This is a genomic window from Staphylococcus cohnii species complex 1663, assembly GCF_041008415.1.
Classification (GTDB): Bacteria; Bacillota; Bacilli; order Staphylococcales; family Staphylococcaceae; genus Staphylococcus; species Staphylococcus ureilyticus.
Map to the genome: position 1 here is coordinate 1 of NZ_JBFDVL010000013.1, position 22,817 is coordinate 22,817.

Below are 22,817 nucleotides of genomic sequence, written 5' to 3' on the forward strand. Positions count from 1 at the left end.
GATTATTTAATGCCAATTAATAAAAAGCTTTTGAAGAATTTAAAGAAATAATAAAAATAATAGTTATACAACTAATATGCATATTAATATAATCTATTATAATTAAATCTCTAAGAAACAAAATAAATAACAGGTATCGAGTTAATATTGAGGAAGTTCATTAATTTAGACGATAAAGATTTATATGAATTAACGTTTGAAACTATTAATAATTAAATAAGGAAATTTTTAAAAAACTTGGTTTTTTAGACGCTTACAGACGTGTTTATTTGCATCGAGAATTAGATTTCATTAATAGTTTCTCGAAAAAGTTCAAAAAAGATTGATACACTTGAGAAATATGGCTGTGAACGTATCTTTAGTAAGAAAGCACGTAACCGTAAAATGAAATGAATTGAACTTGATAAGTTTTGGGATTATTTACGAGAAGGATATATTCTAGTTCTCTATAAATTATATCCTTTTGGACGTACAACGGAACAATTGATTGGGTTATCTTAGTGATTCGCTAAAAACAGTATTGATTTCATACTATAGATATGAATGTATTAACGAAAGATGCGATCGGCAAGATATTCTTTACCACGATGAGTACATTCGTTGAACTCGAAGTTAATTTGTTAAGTGACAGTCCTAAAAAAGGATTAGAAGCTTCACGAGCAAGAGACCACAAAAGTGCGAGAACTTCATTACCTGATCACAAGCAAAGAGAAATCAAATTTCTATATGATTAACAAAACTTACAGGTGAAGAGATTTTCCGAACAGACAGGTTTTAGTCGTTCATCGATATACAGAATAATAAAAAAGGAGAAAATTTATTGGAACTTAAACATATGCAGTATTTTGTAGAAGTTGTAAAACAAAAAAGTATGACCAAAGCAGCAGCTAGTCTTTTTATTACACAACCCACAATTAGTAATACAATTAAATTATTAGAAGAAGAATTGGAAGTAATCTTATTTAGTAGATATAAAAATCAAATATACTTAACTGACGCAGGAGAAGCTTTCTTTTTTCAATGTAAAGAAATGCTTAAAATGTATGATAATATCCCTAATGAATTAAGTAATTTATTAGAATTAAAAACAGGACGTTTAAAAATTGGAATACCTACTATTATTAATATAAGAATATTAATTAACTTAATTTCACAATTTCATGAAATGTATCCTAATATAACTTTTCAACTTTTTGAAAATGGTAGTAAAAAAATTGAAAACGATATATATTATGGTGATTTAGACATGGGGATTACCGTACTGCCTACAAATAATAAAAACTTTAATACATTCTCTTTTTTAGAAGAAAAATTAAAATTGGTCGTTCATAAAAATCATAAATTATCTAAAAGAAAAACGGTTAATATAGAAGATTTAAAAGAACAAGAATTTATTTTATTTAATTCTGATTTCTATTTAAACGATAAAATCAAAAATACGTGTAGAGATTATGGCTTTAATCCTAATATGATTTTTGAAACCACCCAATGGAGTTTCATAGAAGAAATGTTATTAAATAATCTGGGAATATGTATATTACCCGAAGGAATACTAGAATTATTAGATAATAATTTAAAAACCATCGATATTAATGAACCTTCCATGAAATGGGAACTTGCCATTATTTGGAGAAAAGATATTATAGTTGATTCTTTAACAAAAAATTGGATTAAATTTCTCCAAGAAAACTTCTTAATTAACTATTAAATATAAAGGTATTTGAGAAATTTATAGCTGTATAAAAAAATGATATTTTATATTTATATACTCTCGCTCTATAATTAGAACATAAACATTATAGAAACGGGAGTTTTTTATGGAAAATTATAAATTTCCTAGTGACAGTAAAATTGTCAGTACGGATCAAGTATTAATTAATGATTTAAACAATTATAATACCCTATTTGGGGGGGTGTTGATGAAAAAAATTGATAATAACGCAACGCTTTCAGCTAGAAGACATGCAAGAGTTAAAGAATGTGTTACAGCTTCTACAGATTCAGTAGAATTTTTATATCCAATCACCCAATCTGATTCAGTTTGTATAGAATCTTATGTAGTTTATACAGGAGAAAAGTCTATGGAAATATTTTGTAAAGTCATTTCAGAAGATATGATCACTGCAGAAAGAAAAATTGCTGCTGTAGCTTTTCTTACTTTTGTAGCTTTGGATGAAAAGAAAAAACCAATTAAAGTACCCAAAATCTCTCCTCAGTCCAAAGAAGAAAAATTATTATTTATGGATGGCGAAGAAAGAGCTAAAATGCGAAAAATTAAAAGATCACAAACTAAAAATATAATTGAGTCTCTTGATATCAATAAACCATGGGAATTGGAGTAGTGATAAAATGATTAATGAAATGGAAGAATTAAACCAAGTTAAGTTAGATTTGAAAAAATTAAAAAACAAGTTTCCTAATATGTATGAAAAGTTAGAATATATAGCTAGTTTGACAAGACAATTAAGTATCCATTATAAATATTTAGGATTACTTATGTTTTCAGATAACCGTGAAATTATTCAAAATAAGCGACCAACTTTAATAAGAGAATCTGTTTTAAAATTATATGAACAAGAAGTTAAAAAAGTTAAAAAAGATAGTAATTTTGTAATTTTTAAAGATATGATGTTAAAATTCCAAAATGTGAAATACTCACAAATATTTCTTATCATTTTAGGTGCCGAACCTAGTTTTGTATTTAAAAATACAATTATTAAATAATAACTTTATTAACAATCCTTAGATTAAAGAATTATAAAAAGAATTATAAAAACTCACAAATTTCTTGACTAAATCAAACTATATTTTAGCTAATAAAAGAGCTTCCCTAAATTAGAGAGGCTCTTTTATTAATTTTTATAACTTAACGAGAATTTTTGCTTGTGATTTATCGTTTACGAGTTTTTCAAATCCTGACTCCACAATATCATCTAGCTCTATCTCATCAGTAATAACATCTTTCACTTTTAAATTACCTTCATTAATTAAATCTATTGTTTGTTGAAATGTAGTAGGTGTATAAGCAATCGTTGAAGTAAGTTTTACACCTGTATTAGTTAATTGCATTGGGTTCCATTCAATAGGATGACCAAATATAGACACTATAACAACAGTACCTCTTGCTCTAGTAACGTCTATAGCAGATTTAAGTGTTGGCGCTACACCAGCTACCTCAAATGCTACATCCACGCCATTATCTGTATGTTTATTAATAACATCACTTGGGTTTGATTCACCAGAATTTATAGTATGAGTAGCACCTATTGCTTTAGCTTTATTCAATCTTTCTTCCGATAAATCAAAAACAAATATCTTACTTGCACCTGCAGCTTTGGCAGCTATTACTGTTAATAAACCGATTGGCCCTGCACCAAAAATAGCAACTGTATCTCCAAATAGAACTTCACCTTCTTTGATTGCTTGAACTGCAACAGCAGTTGGCTCTACAAGGGCGCCTTCTTTATCAGAAACGTTATCTGGTAACTTATAAACGTTCTCTTCTGGGGCATTCGTAAATTCTGCAAATCCACCATCAGAACCTAAGCCTATAAATGAATAACCATCATAAAGATCAATATCTTCTTCTTTTTTACGATTTGAAACTGTAGGATTAATGACAACACGATCGCCTTTATTAAACTGTGTAACCTTAGAACCAATATCATCTACTACGCCCGCAAATTCATGGCCTAATGTAACAGGCGCTTTTTGACCAAGAAAAGGGTCTGGTTTATCTGTTGAAATAAATATGGGTCCCTCTAAGTATTCATGTAAGTCTGTACCACAAATGCCAGCCCAAGACACTTTAACTTTCACTTCGTTCTCTTGTAACTCTTTAGATTTCCGGTCTTCAACTCGTACATCTTTTTGGCCATACCAAACTGCTGCTTTCATTGATAAAACCTCCTTGATTTAGTTAATTTAATAGTATTCCTTTTAAAAGCTGTTTTCAAATAAATTAATCTTTTAATATATTGTTTCTAAATTATTATATGAATAAAGTGTACTTAAAATTAAAAATATCTAAATACATATTAATATATTTATCGTTTCACTAAAAATAAATAAAAAAGAAAAGAAAACGATTATTAGTAATCCTATAATACTCTTTTTATTATTTTATCCTACTATATAGATCTTAATTTTGCATTCCTATCCACTATGATGTTATAATTTAGATAACAAATAGTGTGCTAACATGATAAACACCGAGCCCGATAACTACTGCGAATAGTTATCGGGCTCTTTTTGGTGTATTAGCTATATGTCGTCGCTAAACTACTTCTCACGATTATTTAGCCAATAAGAAAATAATGTGAGTATAATTCCTACTACGATAGGAGCTATAATAGTTACAAATAGTGTACTGAACATGATGTCACCTCCTTCCATGCTAAATACAGCACAGAAGTGAACGACGACCTTTGTATTATATCATTTCTAATCATTGAGTTACAGATAACTTCCGATAAGTTGAATTATGTAAAAATCAAACTTATACCCCATTATAGGCCATAACTTTACGTACGTTTTTAAGTACGTTATAATATAAAATAAAGAAAGGACGTGACTAATAATGAATATTAAAACGCCTACTAATGCTAGAAAAGAATTCTATGAACTACTTAAACAAGTTAATGATAGCCACGAACCCGTTATTATAAGCAGTTCTAAGAGTGAAAATAACGCCGTAATCATAAGTCAGAAAGATTGGGATAGTATTCAAGAAACGTTATATCTTGAAACAACAGGGACTATGGATAAAGTACGAGAGCGTGAAAAGGATAACAGTGGCTACACTAACGTTGATGATTTAGACTGGGATAACCTCTAAATGGATAATTACAGTATTTCTATTAAAAATTCAGCAAAATCTGATTTAAAGAAAATTAAACAATCACAGTTGAAAACACAATTCTTAAAAATTGTAGACACGTTAAAAGAAGACCCTTATTTTCCGAGCCAATCTTTTGAAAAGTTGCAACCTAAACACTTAGGGCGCTATTCAAGAAGAATAAATCATCAACATAGAGTTGTTTACACAGTTGATGAAGATGATAAGAAAGTTTTTATCCTTTCTGCATGGTCACATTATGAATAAAAGCAGCTAATTTTTAGTTATGGGTTATATATTATAAATAGCATATTGGGATTTATGTAATACACGATGGCTTTTCAGTAAATTAATGAATAACCATCCTACCTACTCGGTTAAAAGTTGGGAATGGTTATTTTTTTGGTCTTTATTACTAAATAATCACTTAGTAAATAATAAATCGAAATTTAAGATATGAAAGATTAATTAATCATATTGATGTATTTGATTATATATCATTACTAAATTGCTTGGATAAAATAAATATAACAGAACCACATGCTATAATCGGAAAAATAAAAAGTGGTTTCAATTCATATATGAGTGTTAATTTTAAAAATGATGCAGTAAAACAAATGAAACGGATTGATGAAATTATTTAGGGAACTATTAATATAGTTCTCTTTTACTTACAAGTGATATAAAAGATGCATTAAGTTAATAAAGTATATTTCAAATATCTTTAGAGGAATTTATATTATGTATAGATTCCTCTTTTTTATAACATTTAATTAGTATTTCAAAAACTAAACCTCCTGCATTAACTTATAACTAAGTTTAATTGCATTTAATAAATCAAAAATAAAAATGTAGTTATTTGATTTATTAAAGTATATCTAACGTTCTTAATTAGCGTCACATTTTATATACATTAATTGCTTGTTTATTAATAAACGAACTCAATTAAGATGATTAAAGTTTATTAATATAAAACTTATAACATTATATTAACGGTAATTAATAGAACAACTTATATTGTTTATTCTTACCTATTAAATATATCAGCGACTCCTTTTAGACTCCCTGATAACAGGATAAGGAGGAACGATGCCATTGCCATGGCACCCAGCATAGCTGGGGTTCTCTTAACTTATCCTTAAACACTGTAAACGCTGGTATAACAGAATTTATATAATAATTTATAACGCGGTAACAATAGAGTTTGTGTATTTTTACATGGCATTTTTACGAGCATTTACCGAACGGCATATCCCTTGTCCCGCAAGAGGTTTAAAAACGAGGACTCTTTAGAGTCGTTATAGACTCCCTAAAGGAGTCTGGATTTTATGTATTTTATTTAAATTAACGACTATTTGTGAAATACTTAACATGTATTATTTCCATAATTTATTCATCTTAAATTAACCTTTGAAATTATTTTTATGCAGTAACTTATGTTTATACATTAACGGTACCAGAATAAAAAAGTGTTCAGTTAAATATTTTAAGCGAACACTTAATGTTTAAATAAATGTATTTACATCTTCATTTATTTGGTTATCTTTATTGTTATTGTCATTAGTTATTGATTTGTTTGTATCATCTTCATTGATTAATTGTTTTATGAATTGAGCATTTTCTCAGTAGTTTTTTGTGATAGATAATCTTCTTTATCTAATATAAAGTTTGAGTTTTTATCAATTTTAACTTCTCCATAATTCAATTCTTCAAAGTTAATGTTTTTATATAACTGATTTAGTTTCTTTTATATATCTTCTATTTGTTTAATTTTTCTAGGCGCTACCATAATAAAGTGATCCTTCCTATTTTGGTTTGTCGTTTGATCTGATTCCAGTCTTACTATTTATTGATGTTAATTCATAAATTTTGTCAGTACTAAAATGATTAAGTTGTTTTTGCTGAGCTTTTAGTCCTTCTTGAATATCATTTTTAAAATTTTCAATATCAGTATTTGAAATGTCTGTACTTTCACTTGCTGCGTTATCTAAATCAGTCATAGAAATAGAATTACTAGCTCTTTTTTCGTCATCTTCATCTAAAATAAGCGAATTTATAACTAGCGAAGATTACAGAATTTAGCGAGTGAGAAAGCCCACGGTTTTAATCGTGTGGATGAGAACGAAAATTTCAAAATGTAATATAATTATATTCGTATGTTTTATATCTTTGAAAAATTAAATCAGTTTTCAAAAAAGGATTTAATAGCATCTTTCATCTCTTCTTTTAATTGTTCATCTCTCTTGTATCCATTCAAATTAATATATTCCGCATCTTCTTGTACATACTGTAAGAACTGCTTAAACGTATCAATATAAGTTTTATAACTTTCACATTGTGCTTCTAAAAGTTCAACATCTTCTTTTGGTACGCTTGTCTTTAAAGCCATTTCAAGTGTTTGTTTTTCTTTTTTTAACTGTTCAGTATGCTCATCTGTGTTATAGACAACTGTAGGTTTGATACGATTACCTAATGCCGCAAGCCGTGTATAAGCTGTTGGGTTTAAATCCCTATCTTCTGCTAACGCTTTTACTTTTTTATATTCTTCTTCAGTCAAATTGATATTGATTGTTTTAGCTTTTCTATGACTTTTATTAGTCATTTTTGACCCCTCCATAACTAAGTAATTACTCATTTATTCACTCGATAACATGGTTAGTAATCACTCAATATTTCACAAAAATAAACTAAGCAAATACTTATCTATTTTAACAAGTTGTTGACTTAGCAATTACTTAGTTTTATCGTATCATATTAAACTTAGTAATTACTAATAAATTATAGAATGAAATATTGATTAATTTAGAAGGGAAACAGGGAATCCTTTAGGGAATCTCTAGGGAATCTTTAGATTCCCTAGTGTGAAATCCCTTGCGCCCCAAAGGATAGAAGCATTGCTATTTTCCAAAGAAAATGCCATGTAAAATTTCATGGATTCCTTTGTGTCCGTCATTAAATACGATTCAGAAATACTGTAATATCAGCGTTCAGAGTCTTTAAGGATAAGTTTAGAGAACCCCAGCTATGCTGGGTGCCATGGCAATGGCATTGTTCCTCCTTATCCTGTTATCCGGGATTCCTTTTGGATTCCCTGTAAATTTAACAAACGATTTAAATAATTTACAACCTACAATGAGTAAGTCTTAGTTTGGTATTAATGTAAAAGTTAAATAAACATTCATTAATAAAATGAAATTTATAGAATTAAAAAAAGACTTCGAGAAAGTGAATTATAAACTCAAAATGGTTCAATTGGTAATATAGTAGTAGGTGAACATATTGTTAATGAAATGAAGATATAGCAAAAGTATGATTAGGTTGCAGTCATATTTGTTAAAAGAGGTATAATGATGAATGTCTAAAAGAGTAAAAAATAAAGCTCCTAACAGCATTAATCAATCTGTTAAGAGCTATTACATCACTAATTAAAGCGTTAATAAACTAAATTAACTTTTTAGGAGGAGTCGCCACTCCTCCTTCAATACATCTATATTATAACATTTTACTACCTTTAAAACCATTACGGTTAACTGAAATAATGAAACGATAAGTTCTATTATCAATATTAGATTCCATGCTAGAATTTTAAAATGGATTAAATCCATCTCCCCATTATCAAGACAAGAAGAAACTCGTTTTCCACTCGTTTCAAAAATCGAAAACCACAACAACGTTATTGCTTTATTTCAATTGCTTTATTGGTTGGAACCAACAAGGCTATTTTGTGTTGTTGAGTTGGTACTTTCTTGGGATTAATCGTAATTCAAGTCCCACCAACTCGCTAATAAATTAGCTAACACAAAGCCCATTCCAACAATAAATTCTAGCGTAAAAGAAAATAACCAATCTGCTAAATTCGTTATTTGTAGTGAGAACTCAAAAAAATATTATAATGAAATTATTCGGTTAGATAATAAATATTTTAATATATTAAATATGAATGATGATAATATAACTACCCATCCTGAAGTTTCTCAAAATACTGTTCCTGAGCAATTAATGTTAATAAATATTTTACTAACAGATTTTAGTTTTTAATATAAAATATTACTATATGAAGCATCTCATATTAGTTTTTGGGATGCTTTTTGTGTTTTTAACATTCGTTCGTTATTATAACAAAATTTAATTTTGAAACAATTAAGAGACTCCTTTTTCAATAAGGAGTCTCTTTTTAACACGACTTATAATAGCCATGAATTATGTTAAATAATGTCTATTCATTACATTTAAAAATGTTCTATTCATTTATTTCAAAGTGAGTATTCCATCGTTCATATGATAAATTTTATCACAATAAGCAGTTAGCCTTTCGTCATGAGTGACTATAATACAAGTTTTATTTCTATTTTTAGTCTGTTCTTGTAATATTTTCATAACTTCCATAGCATTGTCAGTATCAAGTGAAGCAGTAGGCTCATCCGCCAATATTATAGAAGGATTTGTATAGAGAGCTTTTGCGATAGCAACTCTTTGTTTTTGTCCACCAGATATTTCACTTGGTAATTTACGCTCTAAGTCATTTAATCCCAACTGGGTCATCATATTTTTGTAATCTTCATCAGTTAAAATATCTTTCTTTTGTTTTTTTAATAATTTAAACTGCTGTTTAACGCTTAAAAAAGGAACTAAATTTGTTGCTTGTAAAATAAAACCAATTTTTTCCATTCTAGTATGTGCTAATTGTTTTTGCTTCATTCTAGTTACAGGTTTGTTGTTAATAAGCACTTCTCCTGAACTAGGTGTTTGTAAAGCCCCAGCTATAGTTAGAAAAGTACTTTTACCAGACCCTGAAGGACCAACAATGGCAATAAGTTCATTTTTATGAAATTTTAAATTTGTCGGTTTCACAGCTTCAATAGTTTGATTACCATCTTTAAAAAATTTAGTTACATCTTTAAATTCTAGCATTTATTATACTCCAATCTATCCTATGGCTTTTAATGGATCAATTTTTCTAATTGTTAATATAGAAAACAAGCTCCCTATGAGTGAAATTAAAATAAGCACAATTCCAAATACAATCAGTGTTAAGAAATTAAACATCACTGGTACTGCATTAGGTAAAAAGATACTTGTAATTAGTGTTAAACCTAAACCAATTAATGTTCCAATGAGTGATAGGATAAAAGTTTGTGCTAATACTACTTTTGCTAAATACCTATTAGTGAAACCTTGTGCTTTAAGCACTCCAAATAAATTTGTTTTTTGAAGTGTGATTACATATAAAAATATGCCAATTACAGTAGCAGATATAACAAATAAGAATGTGATCATAAAGTTTAATGTCAGATTTTGAGCTTGATAACCTGGTAAGTTTTCTACGAATTTATCAATATTTATTACCTCTAATTCATCATCTAGATTTTTATTAGCCCAATTACTATCTTTGACGACTATAGCATTTGTCTTATCGTTTGTAAGAGTAGGATTAATTTTTTCTATTGTTTTGTTATTAGAAAATAAGACAGGAGAGGCGTTGTATTTAGCACTTTCACTAAAACCTACTATTTTCAATTTTTCATCTGATTGGGATAAAGTTAATTGATCACCAACATGAAACCCTTTATCTTTCAATGTAGCATCTGCCACTACTTCATTATTGTTTTTAAAATTACTTCCTTCAATAATATTAGGTACTAAAAAGGAATCAGCTGTAACTCCAAATAGTAAGACATTTTCTTCTTGCTTACTATTAGAAGCAATTACACCTGTTTGTTTAAGTGTAGTCTGTTCTTCATATTTATCAAATAATTTATTTTTATCAAAGATAGATTGCTCAACTGTTTGGTTTGCATCTTTGTTGAGAATAATTGCATCTGATTCCCATTTGTCTATGCCTTCTTTATTCATATTTATAAGACCATTTGCCAAACCAGAAAGTAAAAAAAGTAAATAACTAATCATAATCAGTACACCAATAATTAAGCTGAATTTCAATTTATTTCTTTTGATTTCATTCCAAGCTAAAAACATGTATACCTCCTGTAAATTTAATTTTTCTTAATGGTATTATTGTACATCTAATTGCGCACTAATCAAATATATCAAAATTTCATTTTTACTTTTAAAATAAAATTATATTAATCTGATTAAAAACCATATATTAAATTATATGTTTGCTGAGATTACAGATAAATCTTATGATAAAGTAATGAATAAACTTTACATACGTGCATTAAAGCAATCTAATTTTAAAAATAAAGAAATTATAAGAATGATAGAGAACAATGAGGATGAAGATATAGAAGAAGAAAATCTAAATTATGATGAACTTCAGCAAATGAGACATGCTTCTAAAATCATGGATAATGTCAATTTTAATATTTACAATAATGAAAATTTATCAAATGGAGATAAAGTTAAAGTACAATTAAAACTCGAAAAAGGGACATCTAAAGAATTTAAATTAAAAGCAAAAGAGTTTACAAAAGAATTTAAAGTGCATGGTTTAAAGAAACCTAAAGAATTATCTGCAAAAGATTTGATTGAAGGTTTCAATCCTAAATTTACCGGCGTGAATGGTTCTGGATCACTTAATTTAATAACTAAAGACGCTCCTAAAAACTTGTCTAATTTATCTCTCTCAAATTATGAATTTACAGTTCCTAATAATGGTAATTTGAAAAATGGTGATAGTATCAAATTGACTATTCCGCAAGATTTAATAGATGATATAAATAATAATGGTTCAAGCTCATTTAAAGGTAAGAAAACTTATACAATAGAAGCTAATGACCTGCCCGAACTAAATAAACTTGAAAATATTTCTGAGACGCTTGATAGAAATAATAAACTTATTAAAGATGAATATAATAGTAGTAAATACACTAAATATAAGACTGAAAACATAGATAATTACTATAAAGTTGATTATGATGTATCAAGTGATGATTACTTTGATGATGACAAAGAAGAGGGTGAAAAGGTTTCACCTGCTTCTAAAATTGAACCAACAAAAATTACATTGATTACAGCAGTGAAAGTGACTAGAACGAGTGAATATAATGATCCTGATGTATATTATAATTATAAAGGATATAAAAATTATAATTTAGAAAACAATAGACTTGTTAAAGATGACACAACAGAAGAAGTATCTACATCCAGTGACGAAGATTCGATGAATGATTTGCATGATGAACTTACATCAGATGATTATAAAAAATTATAACTTTTATTCATTTGCAATATTAGTAACATATTACAATAGTAACCAAAAATCTTACTATAAATTATTTAAAGTTTAAAGAATTCAATAAAAATGAAAAACAATAGTAGCTCTGTATACTTAGATTTATTCTTTAGCGTATCCATTTCCGATAATTTGAAATATATTAAATAAAAGTACTTTGTTTTTATATGAATTACAGAGCAGTAAAACACTATAAACAACACAGTAATTAATATCCTATTCTTCATAAGATACCTAGGATTTCACTCCAATTTAATTTATAATAATTTGTATATTATACAAAGCAATTCATTACTTTTTATATTGTAATACTTAAAATAGGAGGTTTTCATTTTGGAAAATAAACAAAATAATGCTAATGGGAAAAAATTCTCTTCTGTTTTTACCTATAGTATTATTATTACCGCAATCGTCGTATTGTTAGGTGCAATATTTCCAAATCAGTTTAATGAAATAGGGACAAATATTACTGGTTGGATTACTGAATACTTTGGTTGGTATTATATGGTTATTGTTGCGTTAATGATATTCTTCTGTGTCTTCTTGATATTTAGTCCAATCGGAAAATTAAAATTGGGTAAACCAGAAGATAAACCCGAATTTAATACAATTTCATGGTTTGCGATGTTATTTAGCGCTGGAATGGGAATTGGTTTAGTATTCTGGGGAGCAGCTGAACCGATTAGTCATTTTGTTTCACCACCCTCAGGTGATCCTCAATCAGCAACTGCCTATAAAGAAGCTTTAAGAGGTGCATTTATGCAATGGGGCTTCCATGCATGGGCAGTATATGGTGTTGTAGCGTTAGCGTTAGCTTACTTCCAATTTAGAAAAAATGAACCTGCATTAATTTCAAAAACATTACGTCCAATTTTCGGAAATAAAGTTGATGGCCTCTTAGGAACAATTATTGATGTTGTTTCTGTCTTTGCCACAATTGGCGGGGTAGCAGTATCACTAGGTTTAGGCGCTATGCAAATCGCAGGTGGTCTAAACTACCTATTTGATATTCCGAATAATATTGTGACGCAAGGTATTATTATACTGATTGTTACAATATTATTTTTAACAAGTGCATGGTCAGGTTTAAGCCGTGGTATCCAATATTTAAGTAACGCAAATATTGGATTAGCAGGCATCATATTGCTATTTGTTTTTATTGTAGGACCAACTGTTCTTATTTTAAATATGCTAACAAGTTCAACAGGTGAGTATTTAAATACGTTACTATTTAACATGTTTGATACAGCACCATTAGATCCACAAAAAAATGAATGGATGAAATCATGGACGTTCTTCCAATTAGCTTGGTGGATTAGTTGGAGTCCATTTGTTGGTATATTTATTGCACGTGTATCTAAAGGACGCTCAATTAGAGAGTTCGTATCTGGTGTTCTGTTAGCCCCAGTACTTGTAAGTTTAGTTTGGTTTGCAGCATTTGGTGTTCTAGGTATCGAAACTGCGAAAAAAACACCTAAAATATTTGATATGCCTCCAGAAACTGCATTATTTGGTGTGTTTAATGAGGTGCCATTAGGCTTTGTGTTATCCATTGTAACGTTGCTATTAATCGCAACATTCTTTATTACGTCAGCCGATTCAGCGACATTCGTATTAGGAATGCAAACAACATTTGGTTCATTAAACCCATCCGTAATAGTTAAAGTCATCTGGGGAATTGCACAAGCATTGATTGCATTTATTTTACTATTCTCAGGTGGAGATAATGGATTAAATGCGCTACAAAATATGGCAATCATGACTGCCTTACCATTCTCTATCATCGTGCTTTGTATGATGGTTAGTTTCTATAAAGATGCCAACCAAGAACGTAAGTTTTTAGGTTTAACATTATCACCTAACAAGCACAGACTCAAAGAATATATAAACTCACAATCTGAAGACTTTGAAAGTGAAATGATAAACAGAAGGAAAAATATTAAAAACGATTGATTCACAATAATCTTATATGCTAAATTTGAATTATCAGAAGTTTTCACAATTAATTCTTTCGAGGCTGAAACACATATGTGTTTCAGCCCCAATTATTATTTAGAAAAATATTAAAACTAGATCAATAAAAAAATACTAGTATTTTTTGGTTCTAACTGTTTTTGATAACGTTTACACAAAAGATTTATAATGCTTTTTAAGTTGATAATTATTAGGGAGAACTAGAGACAGTTGTACCTTCACTCAAGGAAACAAGTGTCTTTTTTTGTAGAAAGGGATAGTGTTATGTCGATTTTTAATCTTAGTTTTAAGTAATCGGTGTTGCAGCACAGATATAAAAATTAATACTACATCAAAATTTAACTAAGATTTAAGCTACTAGTTTTTTGCTAGTAGCTTTTTTATTTTTAAAATTTTAAATACCTTTATTTTGAATTTTAAGGGGGCATTTTAAAGATTTAGGGGTAATTCATATAGTTTTATGCCTAAAAACTTATATAAGCTCTTAAAACGTAAATATGAGCCAAATAAATATATACTATTTCCAAAAGCAAAAATTTGAGCAAAACCAGTGACTAATTTTTTAGACACTGCCCAGTTACGCACAAAAATTATTTTTGTGCATGTAAACTGGTCAACCATGCCGGTTGAATGCTATAGTTCCCGCAAGGGCAAAAAGCATAAAAAAACGCTAGCTTTTAAGCTAACGTTTCAAATTTTTCAAGTAATAATTTTGTTTTTCAAAATTCCAAATTGCCGTAATTGAATGTGCTTTTTCTTCTTCGTCTGTTGTTTTATCTTCGTCACTTGTATTAATCAAATTACCATCTTCGGCATCGTCTAAATTTAAAATTTTATGTTTTTGTTTTAGCAATCCACCCTAACTCAATATATGTTTTCGGTCTAAACCTTTTTCCAAATCATTTACGATTTCTTGATTTTTTCGTCATCATCAGTTAAAAAATCAGACGACTTAATCGAATATTTTGAGATCTCTTTGATTGCTGTAAGCTCATTTGAATTATTCGTTAAAGATATTGTACTTAGGCATATTTTGACGACGCATATTAAGCGCATGTATCTCTTCTAGTTCAGCTTTAATCGATTGCATCAAATAACCTTGCATAGCTTCAACGGTTTCATGCTTTTGTAGCAACATCGCTTTAAAGCGTTTTAAGACGCTGACAAGTTCGAACTCCACGTCTTCTAAACGATAATATGTATCATGGGCGTTATTAAATGATTTTTTCCCTTTAAGTAAAACACTTTTAATAATACGAATTTCTCTAATTTCAAAATTACTTAAGTAATCTTTGATTTGTTGTGGCAATTCTTCAAGCACTTGGAATTTTAAGGCATCATTATTAAATTCAGTTTGTTGATGATTTGTATGATTCGAATGAGCATTTGTAGACATATTGTTAGATGTATCATTCAAATCATTCGTATCATTGTTCTCAGTCTCTATATAATCAGTATTACTAAATTCAGTATCATTAGACTGTGAATTCAACTGTTCAAGAACTTCCGAATTCACAGTTCCAGAACTTCCAAATTCATTGTTTTGGAACTGTGAATTTGGAAGTTCCTTGCTATGACTGATTTCATTATTATAATTTGGCTTTAATAGATATAATCTATTAGGCTTATTAAGTCCCACTCGCTCTTGAGTAAGTAAGTTAAATTTCACTAGTTCCTTTTTTAATTTTATGATTTTTTGCTCAGCGTAGCCTAAGTATTCACACAAATGCTTGTTACTAAAAATAAAATAAATATTATTATTTTTATCTACCCATTCATTTTGTATAGATAATTCAAAACGATCCTTTAATAATGCATACATAATTTTGGCCTCTGCTGACATTTTCTTGAAATATGCATCTTCAAATAAGTATTTAGGTAATTGATAGAATCTTTCAGTTTTCACTTGAGATAAATTATATTTCTCAAAATTTGGCATAATAAAAACCTCATTTCCATTTATTTAGAAGTTGAGGTAATAAAACAATTTTTACGTAAGTTACATGTTTTGTGCTTGCACTTAGATGATTAGATATATATAATACAAGTATCAAAAAAATATATAAACAAACGAATGCGAATCGTTTTATTACCAAGAGCCGATGCTACGCCAATAGCATTGGCTCTTTTAATTTTCATAAAGTAATATTAACACTTTTAAATACGCATATAAAGCGTTTTAAAAATCGTTAGGATAATATTAAGTACCTAAAAATCTTAGAACAGGTTTATTTAGTGCCTAATTAATTAGCAAAACAGTTTGTAGGTACCTAATTAGGTGCTTAGGCACTAAATTAGGTAGTCAAATTATGTAGTAAAAGATGAAAAATTTATTGTTAGGTGGTAAAATTTAGGTACCTAATTTAGTACCTAAGGATGATTTGTATGAAAACTATTAAAATACTTGCTGATGAACTGAATGTAACTAAACAAACTATTGTTAATAATGCTAAAAATTTAAATATTACTTTTTCAAAAGAAAATGGTATTAATTACATTAGTGATAATGATTGTTTGAAAATTATAGAAAAAATAACAAAAAAAGAAAGTACCATAGAAAAGCAGGAAACAGTTAAAAAAGAAATACCTAATGAAAATACTTCCGAAGTTAAAAATGTGGAGTATAGTAATTTAGGTACTTCTGAGACATTAAAAACAAAAGTAAACGAATTAGAAAAACAAATAGAAATCTTTAAAACCCGAGCTGAAAATGACGAAAAATATATTGAGAACCTAACAAAGCAATTAGATCAGCAAAATAGCAATGTTAATACATTAAACAAACTATTGGAAAATCAACAAATATTGGCTTTAGAAAGTAATAAAAAAATTCAAAAACTAGAAAATCAATTAGAGGAAGAAAGACAGCTTAATTATTCCTTTGATACATCTTCTAATGATAGACAAAATGTTAAGGCGCAAGAAGCAAAGTTTACCGAAGAAACTAAAGATTTTAATCAGCAACCAGAAAAGGAACAGCCCATAGGGGTACAGCATAGAGATATCTCTGAAGAAAAAGAGGATGAGAACATCAACGAAAAACCATCCACAAAAGACGATACACAATTTAAAGAAATAGATAGTGAAGATGAAGAGATGGAAGAAAAACAACCTAAAAAAGGCTTTTGGAGTCGTTTGTTTGGTAGCTAATATAATTAATTAGGCACTAAAAGATTATAATCTTTTAGTGCCTTTTTTATAGTGAGAACTTCTGATAATCATCGATTATGTAAAAAAATTGACTACTTTGGTCATATGATGTAAACTCCAAATGACCGAAGTAGTCATTTTGAATGAAAAGGAGGCATTTTTATTAACACTATATTTAATAACTTGAAAACGAACAAACAAAAAATGATTATTAACTCATCAATCAAAGAATTTGTGAAAAATGGTTTTGACAAGGCATCTACAAATGAAATTGTTAAAAAAGCGAATATTTCCAAGGGATCATTATTTAATTATTTTAATAGTAAAAAAGACCTCTATATTTATTTAATTAATTATAGTACACAAATTTTAGAGAATATGTATAGAGAAATTGATTTAAGTGAGAAGGATTTATTTAATAGGATTGAGAATATTGGTTTACAAAAATTATATGTTCAACAAAAGCATCCTGAAATATTTGATTTTCTAAAACATTCTATTCAAGAAGAATCATTAGAAGTAAAAGCTATTATTGAGAAAAAAGTTGACCATATATATGAAAATGGACGACAAAAAATATTTGCTAACATCGACTATTCTAAATTTCGTGATGATATTGATATCGAAAAAGCAATTGAAATTCTTAATTGGACAATGTCCGGTTTTGGAGAAAAGGGACTTCAACAAATAAAATCTTTTGAAAATATTTCCGATTTTGGTAATCAGTATCTCAAAGAGTGGCATGATTACGCTCAAATATTAAAGAATAGTTTTTATAAGTAAAAGGAAGTATTAAAAAAAGAAACGAGTACTACAAAAGGGGGCTTCACTATTATGAGGGAAGTTGTGAAAATTACAGGATTACAAAAGAACTTTGGTGATTTCAAGGCTTTAAATGATGTGTCTTTTACAGTTAATAAAGGTGAAGTTTTAGGGTTTATTGGTCCTAATGGTGCAGGAAAATCTACTACTTTGCGTACACTATTAGGAGTTATTAAACGAGATGCAGGTGAGGTAGAAATATTCGGAAAAGATGTATGGAAAGAAAGTCTTAAAATTCATAAAAGAATATCTTATGTTCCAGGGGATATTGCATTATGGGGTAATTTGACGGGTGGAGAAATTATCGATTTATTCATGAAATTACATGGTAGTGGAGACACAGAAAAACGAGATGAGTTAATTAAACGTTTTGAACTAGATCCTAAGAAAAAGTCTAAAGGATATTCAAAAGGTAACCGTCAAAAAGTTGGTTTGATTGCAGCATTATCAGTTGATTCCGACTTATACATCTTTGATGAACCGACCTCTGGCCTTGATCCATTAATGGAAGTAACATTTCAAGAAGAAGTTGAAAAAATTAAAGCAACTGGAAAATCTATTTTGCTATCCTCACATATTTTAAGTGAGGTGGAACGTCTAGCAGATAGAGTTGCTATTATTAGACAAGGAGAAATCGTAGAAACTGGAACACTCGATGAATTACGTCATTTAACTCGTTCAACGCTGATGATCGAAACAGAAGAAGATGTAGCTAAATTATCAGAAATACAAGGCGTATTTGATTTTAAACAAAGCAATAATCAAGCGACATTTTCTGCTGATAATAAACACCTTAATTCTATTCTAAGCGAAGCAGTTAAATTGGGTGTTAAAAAACTTGAATCTACACCACCTACACTTGAAGATTTATTTATACGTCATTATGAAGGCTAAATAATGGAAAGGAGGTTGAGTTCATATGCATGAAAAATTTTCTGGTTGGAACACACTGTTTTTGCATTATCTAAAGCTTGATTGGAAAAAAATGATTATATGGATTTTAAGTATTGGTTTGTTTTCAGCAGGATTTGTTCCAGCTTTTAAAGAGATAGCACAAGGGAAAGGGTTAATTGGTATGTTTGAAACATTACAAAACCCTGCAATGATTTCTATGGTAGGTCCCACACCAATTGAGACAGCAACAGATTATACTTTAGGCGCCATGTATGCACATGAAATGTTATTATTTTGTGGACTTTTTGCGATGATAGTCTCTATATTGCATATAATTGGACATACACGTAAGGAAGAAGAATTGGGGCTTACGGAATTAGTACGCTCGTTTCAAATAGGTCGACAAGCAAATTCACTTGCTACAATAATAGAAATAGTGTTAATTAATGGCTTAATAGCGATGTTTATTTCTGCAGTAATGGTGAGTTTTAATGCAGAAACGATTTCTCTTCAAGGTGCCCTGCTTTTTGGAATAACAATTGGAATGGCAGGAGTAATGGGTGCAAGCATTGCTCTCGTTGTCTCTCAAATCATGCCAACCTCATCATCTGCCATTGGATTGTCTCTTGGTATTGTAGGTTTGCTATATATTATCCGTGCTGGCACAGATGTATCCAACATTGAGTTGTCTATTTTTAATCCTCTTGGTTGGACATATCTCACTTACCCTTTTACAGATAATAATTGGCTTCCGATTGCCATTGCTTTTATATTTAGTATCATAGTAGTTATTATTGCATTTATGCTTGAAGGCGCACGCGATATGGGAGATAGCTATATTCCTGAAAAAAAAGGAAAGAGGAATGCCAAAAAGTCATTATTATCTATCCGTGGTTTATTATGCAAAATTAATCAAAGTATTATCATCAGTTGGTTAGTTGCATTTATGGTTATGGGCATTGCTTATGGATCAATTTATGGAGACATGCAGACTTTCTTAGAAAGTAACGAAATGATGAAACAAATGTTTTCTACTTCAAATGTTTCTATTGAAACATCATTTACGAGCACGATTATGGTGGTTATGGTTAGTTTAGTTGCTATATTGCCGATTGTAATTGTTAACAAATTATTTTCAGAAGAAAATAAACTTCATCTTAGCCAAATATACCCTACTAAAGTGACGCGTAGTAGAATATATTGGACTAATATTGGTTTAGCATTTTTTAGTAGCGTATTAGGTGTTTTAGTGGCTTCACTTAGCCTAGGTGTGACAGCAATAAACGTGATGGAAGGTCATGGGGAAATGCAGCTTATTGATTTCCTTGCAGCTGGATATAATTTTTTACCTGCTATATTATTTTTCACTAGTCTTGCTACTCTTGCATTCGGGTGGGCACCCAAACTTGGAAAAATAGCTTATGCTTATCTTGGATATACTTTTGCACTCAATTATTTTGGAGGTACTTTAGACTTACCTGAATGGCTTTCAAAAACAGCTATATTGAATTGGCTCCCACAAATGCCAAAAGAAAATTTTGATATCTTCAGTTTTGTCATTCTATCTATGATTAGCATTGTATTTATAATTTTAGGCTATATTGGATATAAAAAACGAGATTTAATTGGGTGAAATTAAGGTTCGTTATTGAGAAAAAATATAGAAAAAAAGAGAGGGCAAAAACGCTCTCTCTTTTTCTTGTCTTATTATTAAAATCTCATAATACATGATTAACATGTATTATGGGACGCTGTGAGAAACGCTCATTTGCATTGACAACCCATTTACCAAGATAATCCCTTATCATTTTTAATTCTATAAACTGTCTGTCTTGTAATATTAACTTCTTTCGCAATCTTACTAATTGCTTGTCCTTCTTCTAACATTTCGACAACTCGATGATAGATAACACGTTTTTGAGGATCTTTCGCATTCGGTGAATAAAGTAAAGGACGGCCTTTATATACACCTTTGTCTTTTGCGACTTGAATACCTTGAGCTTGTCGACGTTTACTTTCATTTCTCTCTTGTTCTGAAACCATTGCCAGGATTTGAACGATTAAATCTTTCATAAACTTATCTAACAATGGATTATCAATCACTTCATTCATCATAGGTAAACTAGTTATCATTAGCTGAACGTCTTTTTCTTTTAAATAACCCACTGTTTCAATAATTTCATCATAGTTACGTCCTAAACGATCAATAGACTCCACAACGAATCGATCTCCCATTCTTACAAAATTAAGGGCTTCTTGAAATACAGGTCTATTTTCAACTGATTTGCCTGATTGCTTCTCTGTAAAGATTTTCTCTACGCCAAACGTTTTTAAATTTTCCAACTGTCTTTCTAAATTTTGATCTATCGAAGATACTCTCGCATAACCTATAATCATTTATTTTCACTCCATAATTAATACACACCCTAATCATACGTTTTAGTTGCGATAATTTCAACAACTTACTTTGTATGATTAGGGTGTACCCAAAAATAACATGTTATGAACTAATATTTCTTAGTATATTGGCTCCTCTTTTCTATCAATTAACTGGATATACTAAAATATCTTTATCTAATAAACGAGAAAAGACTAGCGTTAAAATATCAAATTTCCTGATTGGTTGAACTTAATATTATTAAGGGAGGCAGTATCATCGTTAAATAGATGAATTGGAACAATCATATGTTTTTGCTATAATTATTAAATACAGAAGTTTCATCTCCTTCTTATAGAATTAACTCCTTACAACTTTAAGGTTAAATTAGTAATAGCTCTTAATAAGCTCAATAAGACTTATTAAGAGCTATTGTTGTTTATTTAAAAAGTATTACTTTCTCCCATAAAGTAACTGATTTAATTTTTATATATGATATTATATAAATAAATGCTCTCCATTAGAATATGGAGAGCATTTCATTACTTATAGGGAATAATTAAAATTTGATTTTTTTATAAATAAAACAATATTAGCAATTAGCATGAAATAAAAGTAATTACATATATGCAGTTACCCACTGTGAAGGGCCAACTTCATTATATAATTTTTGAGCAGCCGCATCTTGGACATGTTCAGGTGCTGAAGCTGGTGAAACACCTACATATTCTGCTGGGGCTACTGAATCCCAAGTTGTTTGTAAGAATTGATATTTACCTGCTGCTCCTGAAGAAGGGTTGATGGCTGTGATATCGCCACCTGATTCGCGTTGAGCAATTAGTTTCAAGTGATCGTTTACTTCTACTGATGAACCACTTGAAGCTTCATTTGAGTTTTGTGATGATTGTGTTGAAATATTTGTAGTTGCTTGTTGTTGGGGCTGTTGAGTTTCTTTAGTTTGTGGTGCTTGTTGTTGTACTGGTTGTTCACTTTTTGAAACTTCTTGTTGTCCATCATTGTTTATTTCAGCAGTTGTATTATTGTAACCATTATAGCTCCAACTAAAATTTACACCATCTGATTCAAAATGATATGAAACTCCATTTTGAATGAAATCATAATTATATGACCCTTTTTGTATTGGAGATTCATTTAATTGCTCTGGGTTATTTTGAACTAAATTTACTAATTTAGCTTGGTCTACATTTTGTTCAGATGCATCAGCTGAATTATCTGCTGCAAATCCTGTTATACCTAAACTTACTGCTAATGTTGAAGTAAGAATTGTTTTTTTCATTATTTAATTCCTCCTAAAGGTTAACTTTTTAATTTATTAATTTCACCACAATAACGTATCCCACTCTAACATTTTTTAAACTATTTTAGGTTACAATGAAGTTAAAAAGTATTATCATTTTTTTACATTTAAAGAAGATGTATGAGCTATTTGCCCCGAATATTTAGATTACATAAATATAAACCATTTTCCCCAAAATATCCTTGTAGATATAATTACTAAAAAATATTAATTTAGGAAACAATAATGAGATTTCAATTTAGAAAAAAAT

At 29.3% G+C, this 22,817-nt stretch carries 21 protein-coding genes and 1 pseudogene; 12 read left to right on the forward strand and 10 right to left on the reverse strand.

The window, feature by feature from the left end:
• The first annotated feature begins 539 nt into the window (after window positions 1-539).
• From AB1J10_RS12650 to AB1J10_RS12225, 4 genes are all read left to right on the forward strand, one after another.
• Complete coding sequence (locus AB1J10_RS12650; protein ID WP_438829991.1) at window positions 540-734, forward strand: hypothetical protein; 195 nt, start codon at window positions 540-542, stop codon at window positions 732-734.
• Between the two features lie 86 nt (window positions 735-820).
• The gene (gene cidR, locus AB1J10_RS12215; protein WP_369003131.1) at window positions 821-1,708 is read left to right on the forward strand and encodes a cidABC operon transcriptional activator CidR; all 888 of its coding nucleotides are present in this window, start codon (window positions 821-823) and stop codon (window positions 1,706-1,708) included.
• Between the two features lie 109 nt (window positions 1,709-1,817).
• Complete coding sequence (locus AB1J10_RS12220) at window positions 1,818-2,342, forward strand: acyl-CoA thioesterase (protein WP_011304038.1); 525 nt, start codon at window positions 1,818-1,820, stop codon at window positions 2,340-2,342.
• Between the two features lie 7 nt (window positions 2,343-2,349).
• Window positions 2,350-2,724: a hypothetical protein gene (locus AB1J10_RS12225; RefSeq protein WP_019467784.1), complete on the forward strand. Its 375-nt coding sequence runs from the start codon at window positions 2,350-2,352 to the stop codon at window positions 2,722-2,724.
• A 135-nt stretch (window positions 2,725-2,859) separates the two neighbouring features.
• On the opposite strand, the gene AB1J10_RS12230 is transcribed toward AB1J10_RS12225, so the two are convergent.
• Window positions 2,860-3,897 carry a 2,3-butanediol dehydrogenase gene (locus AB1J10_RS12230; protein ID WP_019467783.1) on the reverse strand — a complete coding sequence of 346 codons (1,038 nt, stop codon included), beginning with the start codon at window positions 3,895-3,897 and terminating at the stop codon, window positions 2,860-2,862.
• Window positions 3,898-4,281: 384 nt separating this feature from the next.
• On the reverse strand, window positions 4,282-4,377 hold the full coding sequence (locus AB1J10_RS12235) for a type I toxin-antitoxin system Fst family toxin (RefSeq protein WP_081338801.1): 96 nt from the start codon (window positions 4,375-4,377) through the stop codon (window positions 4,282-4,284).
• 202 nt (window positions 4,378-4,579) lie between these two features.
• Between AB1J10_RS12235 and AB1J10_RS12240 the strand changes: the two genes are divergently transcribed.
• Both AB1J10_RS12240 and AB1J10_RS12245 read left to right on the forward strand, forming a co-directional pair.
• Complete coding sequence (locus AB1J10_RS12240; protein ID WP_064209985.1) at window positions 4,580-4,837, forward strand: type II toxin-antitoxin system Phd/YefM family antitoxin; 258 nt, start codon at window positions 4,580-4,582, stop codon at window positions 4,835-4,837.
• Complete coding sequence (locus AB1J10_RS12245; RefSeq protein WP_064209984.1) at window positions 4,838-5,104, forward strand: Txe/YoeB family addiction module toxin; 267 nt, start codon at window positions 4,838-4,840, stop codon at window positions 5,102-5,104.
• A gap of 1,538 nt (window positions 5,105-6,642) precedes the next feature.
• Here the strand turns inward: AB1J10_RS12245 and AB1J10_RS12250 are convergent.
• The 4 genes from AB1J10_RS12250 to AB1J10_RS12265 form a co-directional block, all read right to left on the reverse strand.
• The gene (locus AB1J10_RS12250; RefSeq protein ID WP_064209983.1) at window positions 6,643-6,837 is read right to left on the reverse strand and encodes a hypothetical protein; all 195 of its coding nucleotides are present in this window, start codon (window positions 6,835-6,837) and stop codon (window positions 6,643-6,645) included.
• Window positions 6,838-7,019: 182 nt separating this feature from the next.
• On the reverse strand, window positions 7,020-7,439 hold the full coding sequence (locus AB1J10_RS12255; protein ID WP_107384571.1) for a plasmid mobilization protein: 420 nt from the start codon (window positions 7,437-7,439) through the stop codon (window positions 7,020-7,022).
• Between the two features lie 1,646 nt (window positions 7,440-9,085).
• A complete protein-coding gene (locus tag AB1J10_RS12260; RefSeq protein WP_011867771.1) occupies window positions 9,086-9,748 on the reverse strand; it encodes an ABC transporter ATP-binding protein in 663 nt (220 codons plus the stop codon).
• A 15-nt stretch (window positions 9,749-9,763) separates the two neighbouring features.
• Window positions 9,764-10,813, reverse strand: coding sequence for an ABC transporter permease (locus tag AB1J10_RS12265; RefSeq protein WP_064210025.1), 1,050 nt, complete (start codon window positions 10,811-10,813; stop codon window positions 9,764-9,766).
• Between the two features lie 178 nt (window positions 10,814-10,991).
• Here AB1J10_RS12265 and AB1J10_RS12270 point away from each other — a divergent pair, with 178 nt between their 5' ends.
• Together AB1J10_RS12270 and AB1J10_RS12275 are read left to right on the forward strand one after the other, a co-directional pair.
• Complete coding sequence (locus tag AB1J10_RS12270) at window positions 10,992-12,011, forward strand: hypothetical protein (protein WP_241497264.1); 1,020 nt, start codon at window positions 10,992-10,994, stop codon at window positions 12,009-12,011.
• 351 nt (window positions 12,012-12,362) lie between these two features.
• Window positions 12,363-13,985: a BCCT family transporter gene (locus tag AB1J10_RS12275; RefSeq protein ID WP_241956872.1), complete on the forward strand. Its 1,623-nt coding sequence runs from the start codon at window positions 12,363-12,365 to the stop codon at window positions 13,983-13,985.
• 703 nt (window positions 13,986-14,688) lie between these two features.
• Here the strand turns inward: AB1J10_RS12275 and AB1J10_RS12280 are convergent.
• Both AB1J10_RS12280 and AB1J10_RS12285 read right to left on the reverse strand, forming a co-directional pair.
• Window positions 14,689-14,990 (reverse strand): annotated as a pseudogene (locus AB1J10_RS12280) (protein rep); the annotation flags it as partial.
• A gap of 16 nt (window positions 14,991-15,006) precedes the next feature.
• Window positions 15,007-15,945 carry a replication initiator protein A gene (locus AB1J10_RS12285; RefSeq protein ID WP_369003132.1) on the reverse strand — a complete coding sequence of 313 codons (939 nt, stop codon included), beginning with the start codon at window positions 15,943-15,945 and terminating at the stop codon, window positions 15,007-15,009.
• 446 nt (window positions 15,946-16,391) lie between these two features.
• On the opposite strand from AB1J10_RS12285, the gene AB1J10_RS12290 reads away from it, so the two are divergent.
• The 4 genes from AB1J10_RS12290 to AB1J10_RS12305 all read left to right on the forward strand — a co-directional run bounded on the left by AB1J10_RS12290 (window position 16,392) and on the right by AB1J10_RS12305 (window position 20,505).
• Window positions 16,392-17,156 (forward strand): DUF536 domain-containing protein, encoded by a 765-nt coding sequence (locus AB1J10_RS12290; RefSeq protein WP_369003133.1) that lies wholly within the window; start codon window positions 16,392-16,394, stop codon window positions 17,154-17,156.
• 204 nt (window positions 17,157-17,360) lie between these two features.
• Window positions 17,361-17,939 (forward strand): TetR/AcrR family transcriptional regulator, encoded by a 579-nt coding sequence (locus tag AB1J10_RS12295; RefSeq protein WP_237282938.1) that lies wholly within the window; start codon window positions 17,361-17,363, stop codon window positions 17,937-17,939.
• Between the two features lie 51 nt (window positions 17,940-17,990).
• Window positions 17,991-18,872 (forward strand): ABC transporter ATP-binding protein, encoded by an 882-nt coding sequence (locus tag AB1J10_RS12300; RefSeq protein ID WP_056935283.1) that lies wholly within the window; start codon window positions 17,991-17,993, stop codon window positions 18,870-18,872.
• A 25-nt stretch (window positions 18,873-18,897) separates the two neighbouring features.
• A complete protein-coding gene (locus tag AB1J10_RS12305) occupies window positions 18,898-20,505 on the forward strand; it encodes an ABC transporter permease (RefSeq protein WP_069819293.1) in 1,608 nt (535 codons plus the stop codon).
• Window positions 20,506-20,657: 152 nt separating this feature from the next.
• Here the strand turns inward: AB1J10_RS12305 and AB1J10_RS12310 are convergent, their stop codons facing one another.
• Together AB1J10_RS12310 and AB1J10_RS12315 are read right to left on the reverse strand one after the other, a co-directional pair.
• Complete coding sequence (locus AB1J10_RS12310) at window positions 20,658-21,269, reverse strand: recombinase family protein (protein WP_069844429.1); 612 nt, start codon at window positions 21,267-21,269, stop codon at window positions 20,658-20,660.
• Between the two features lie 599 nt (window positions 21,270-21,868).
• Window positions 21,869-22,546 carry a transglycosylase family protein gene (locus AB1J10_RS12315; RefSeq protein WP_053025666.1) on the reverse strand — a complete coding sequence of 226 codons (678 nt, stop codon included), beginning with the start codon at window positions 22,544-22,546 and terminating at the stop codon, window positions 21,869-21,871.
• Window positions 22,547-22,817: the final 271 nt, after the last annotated feature.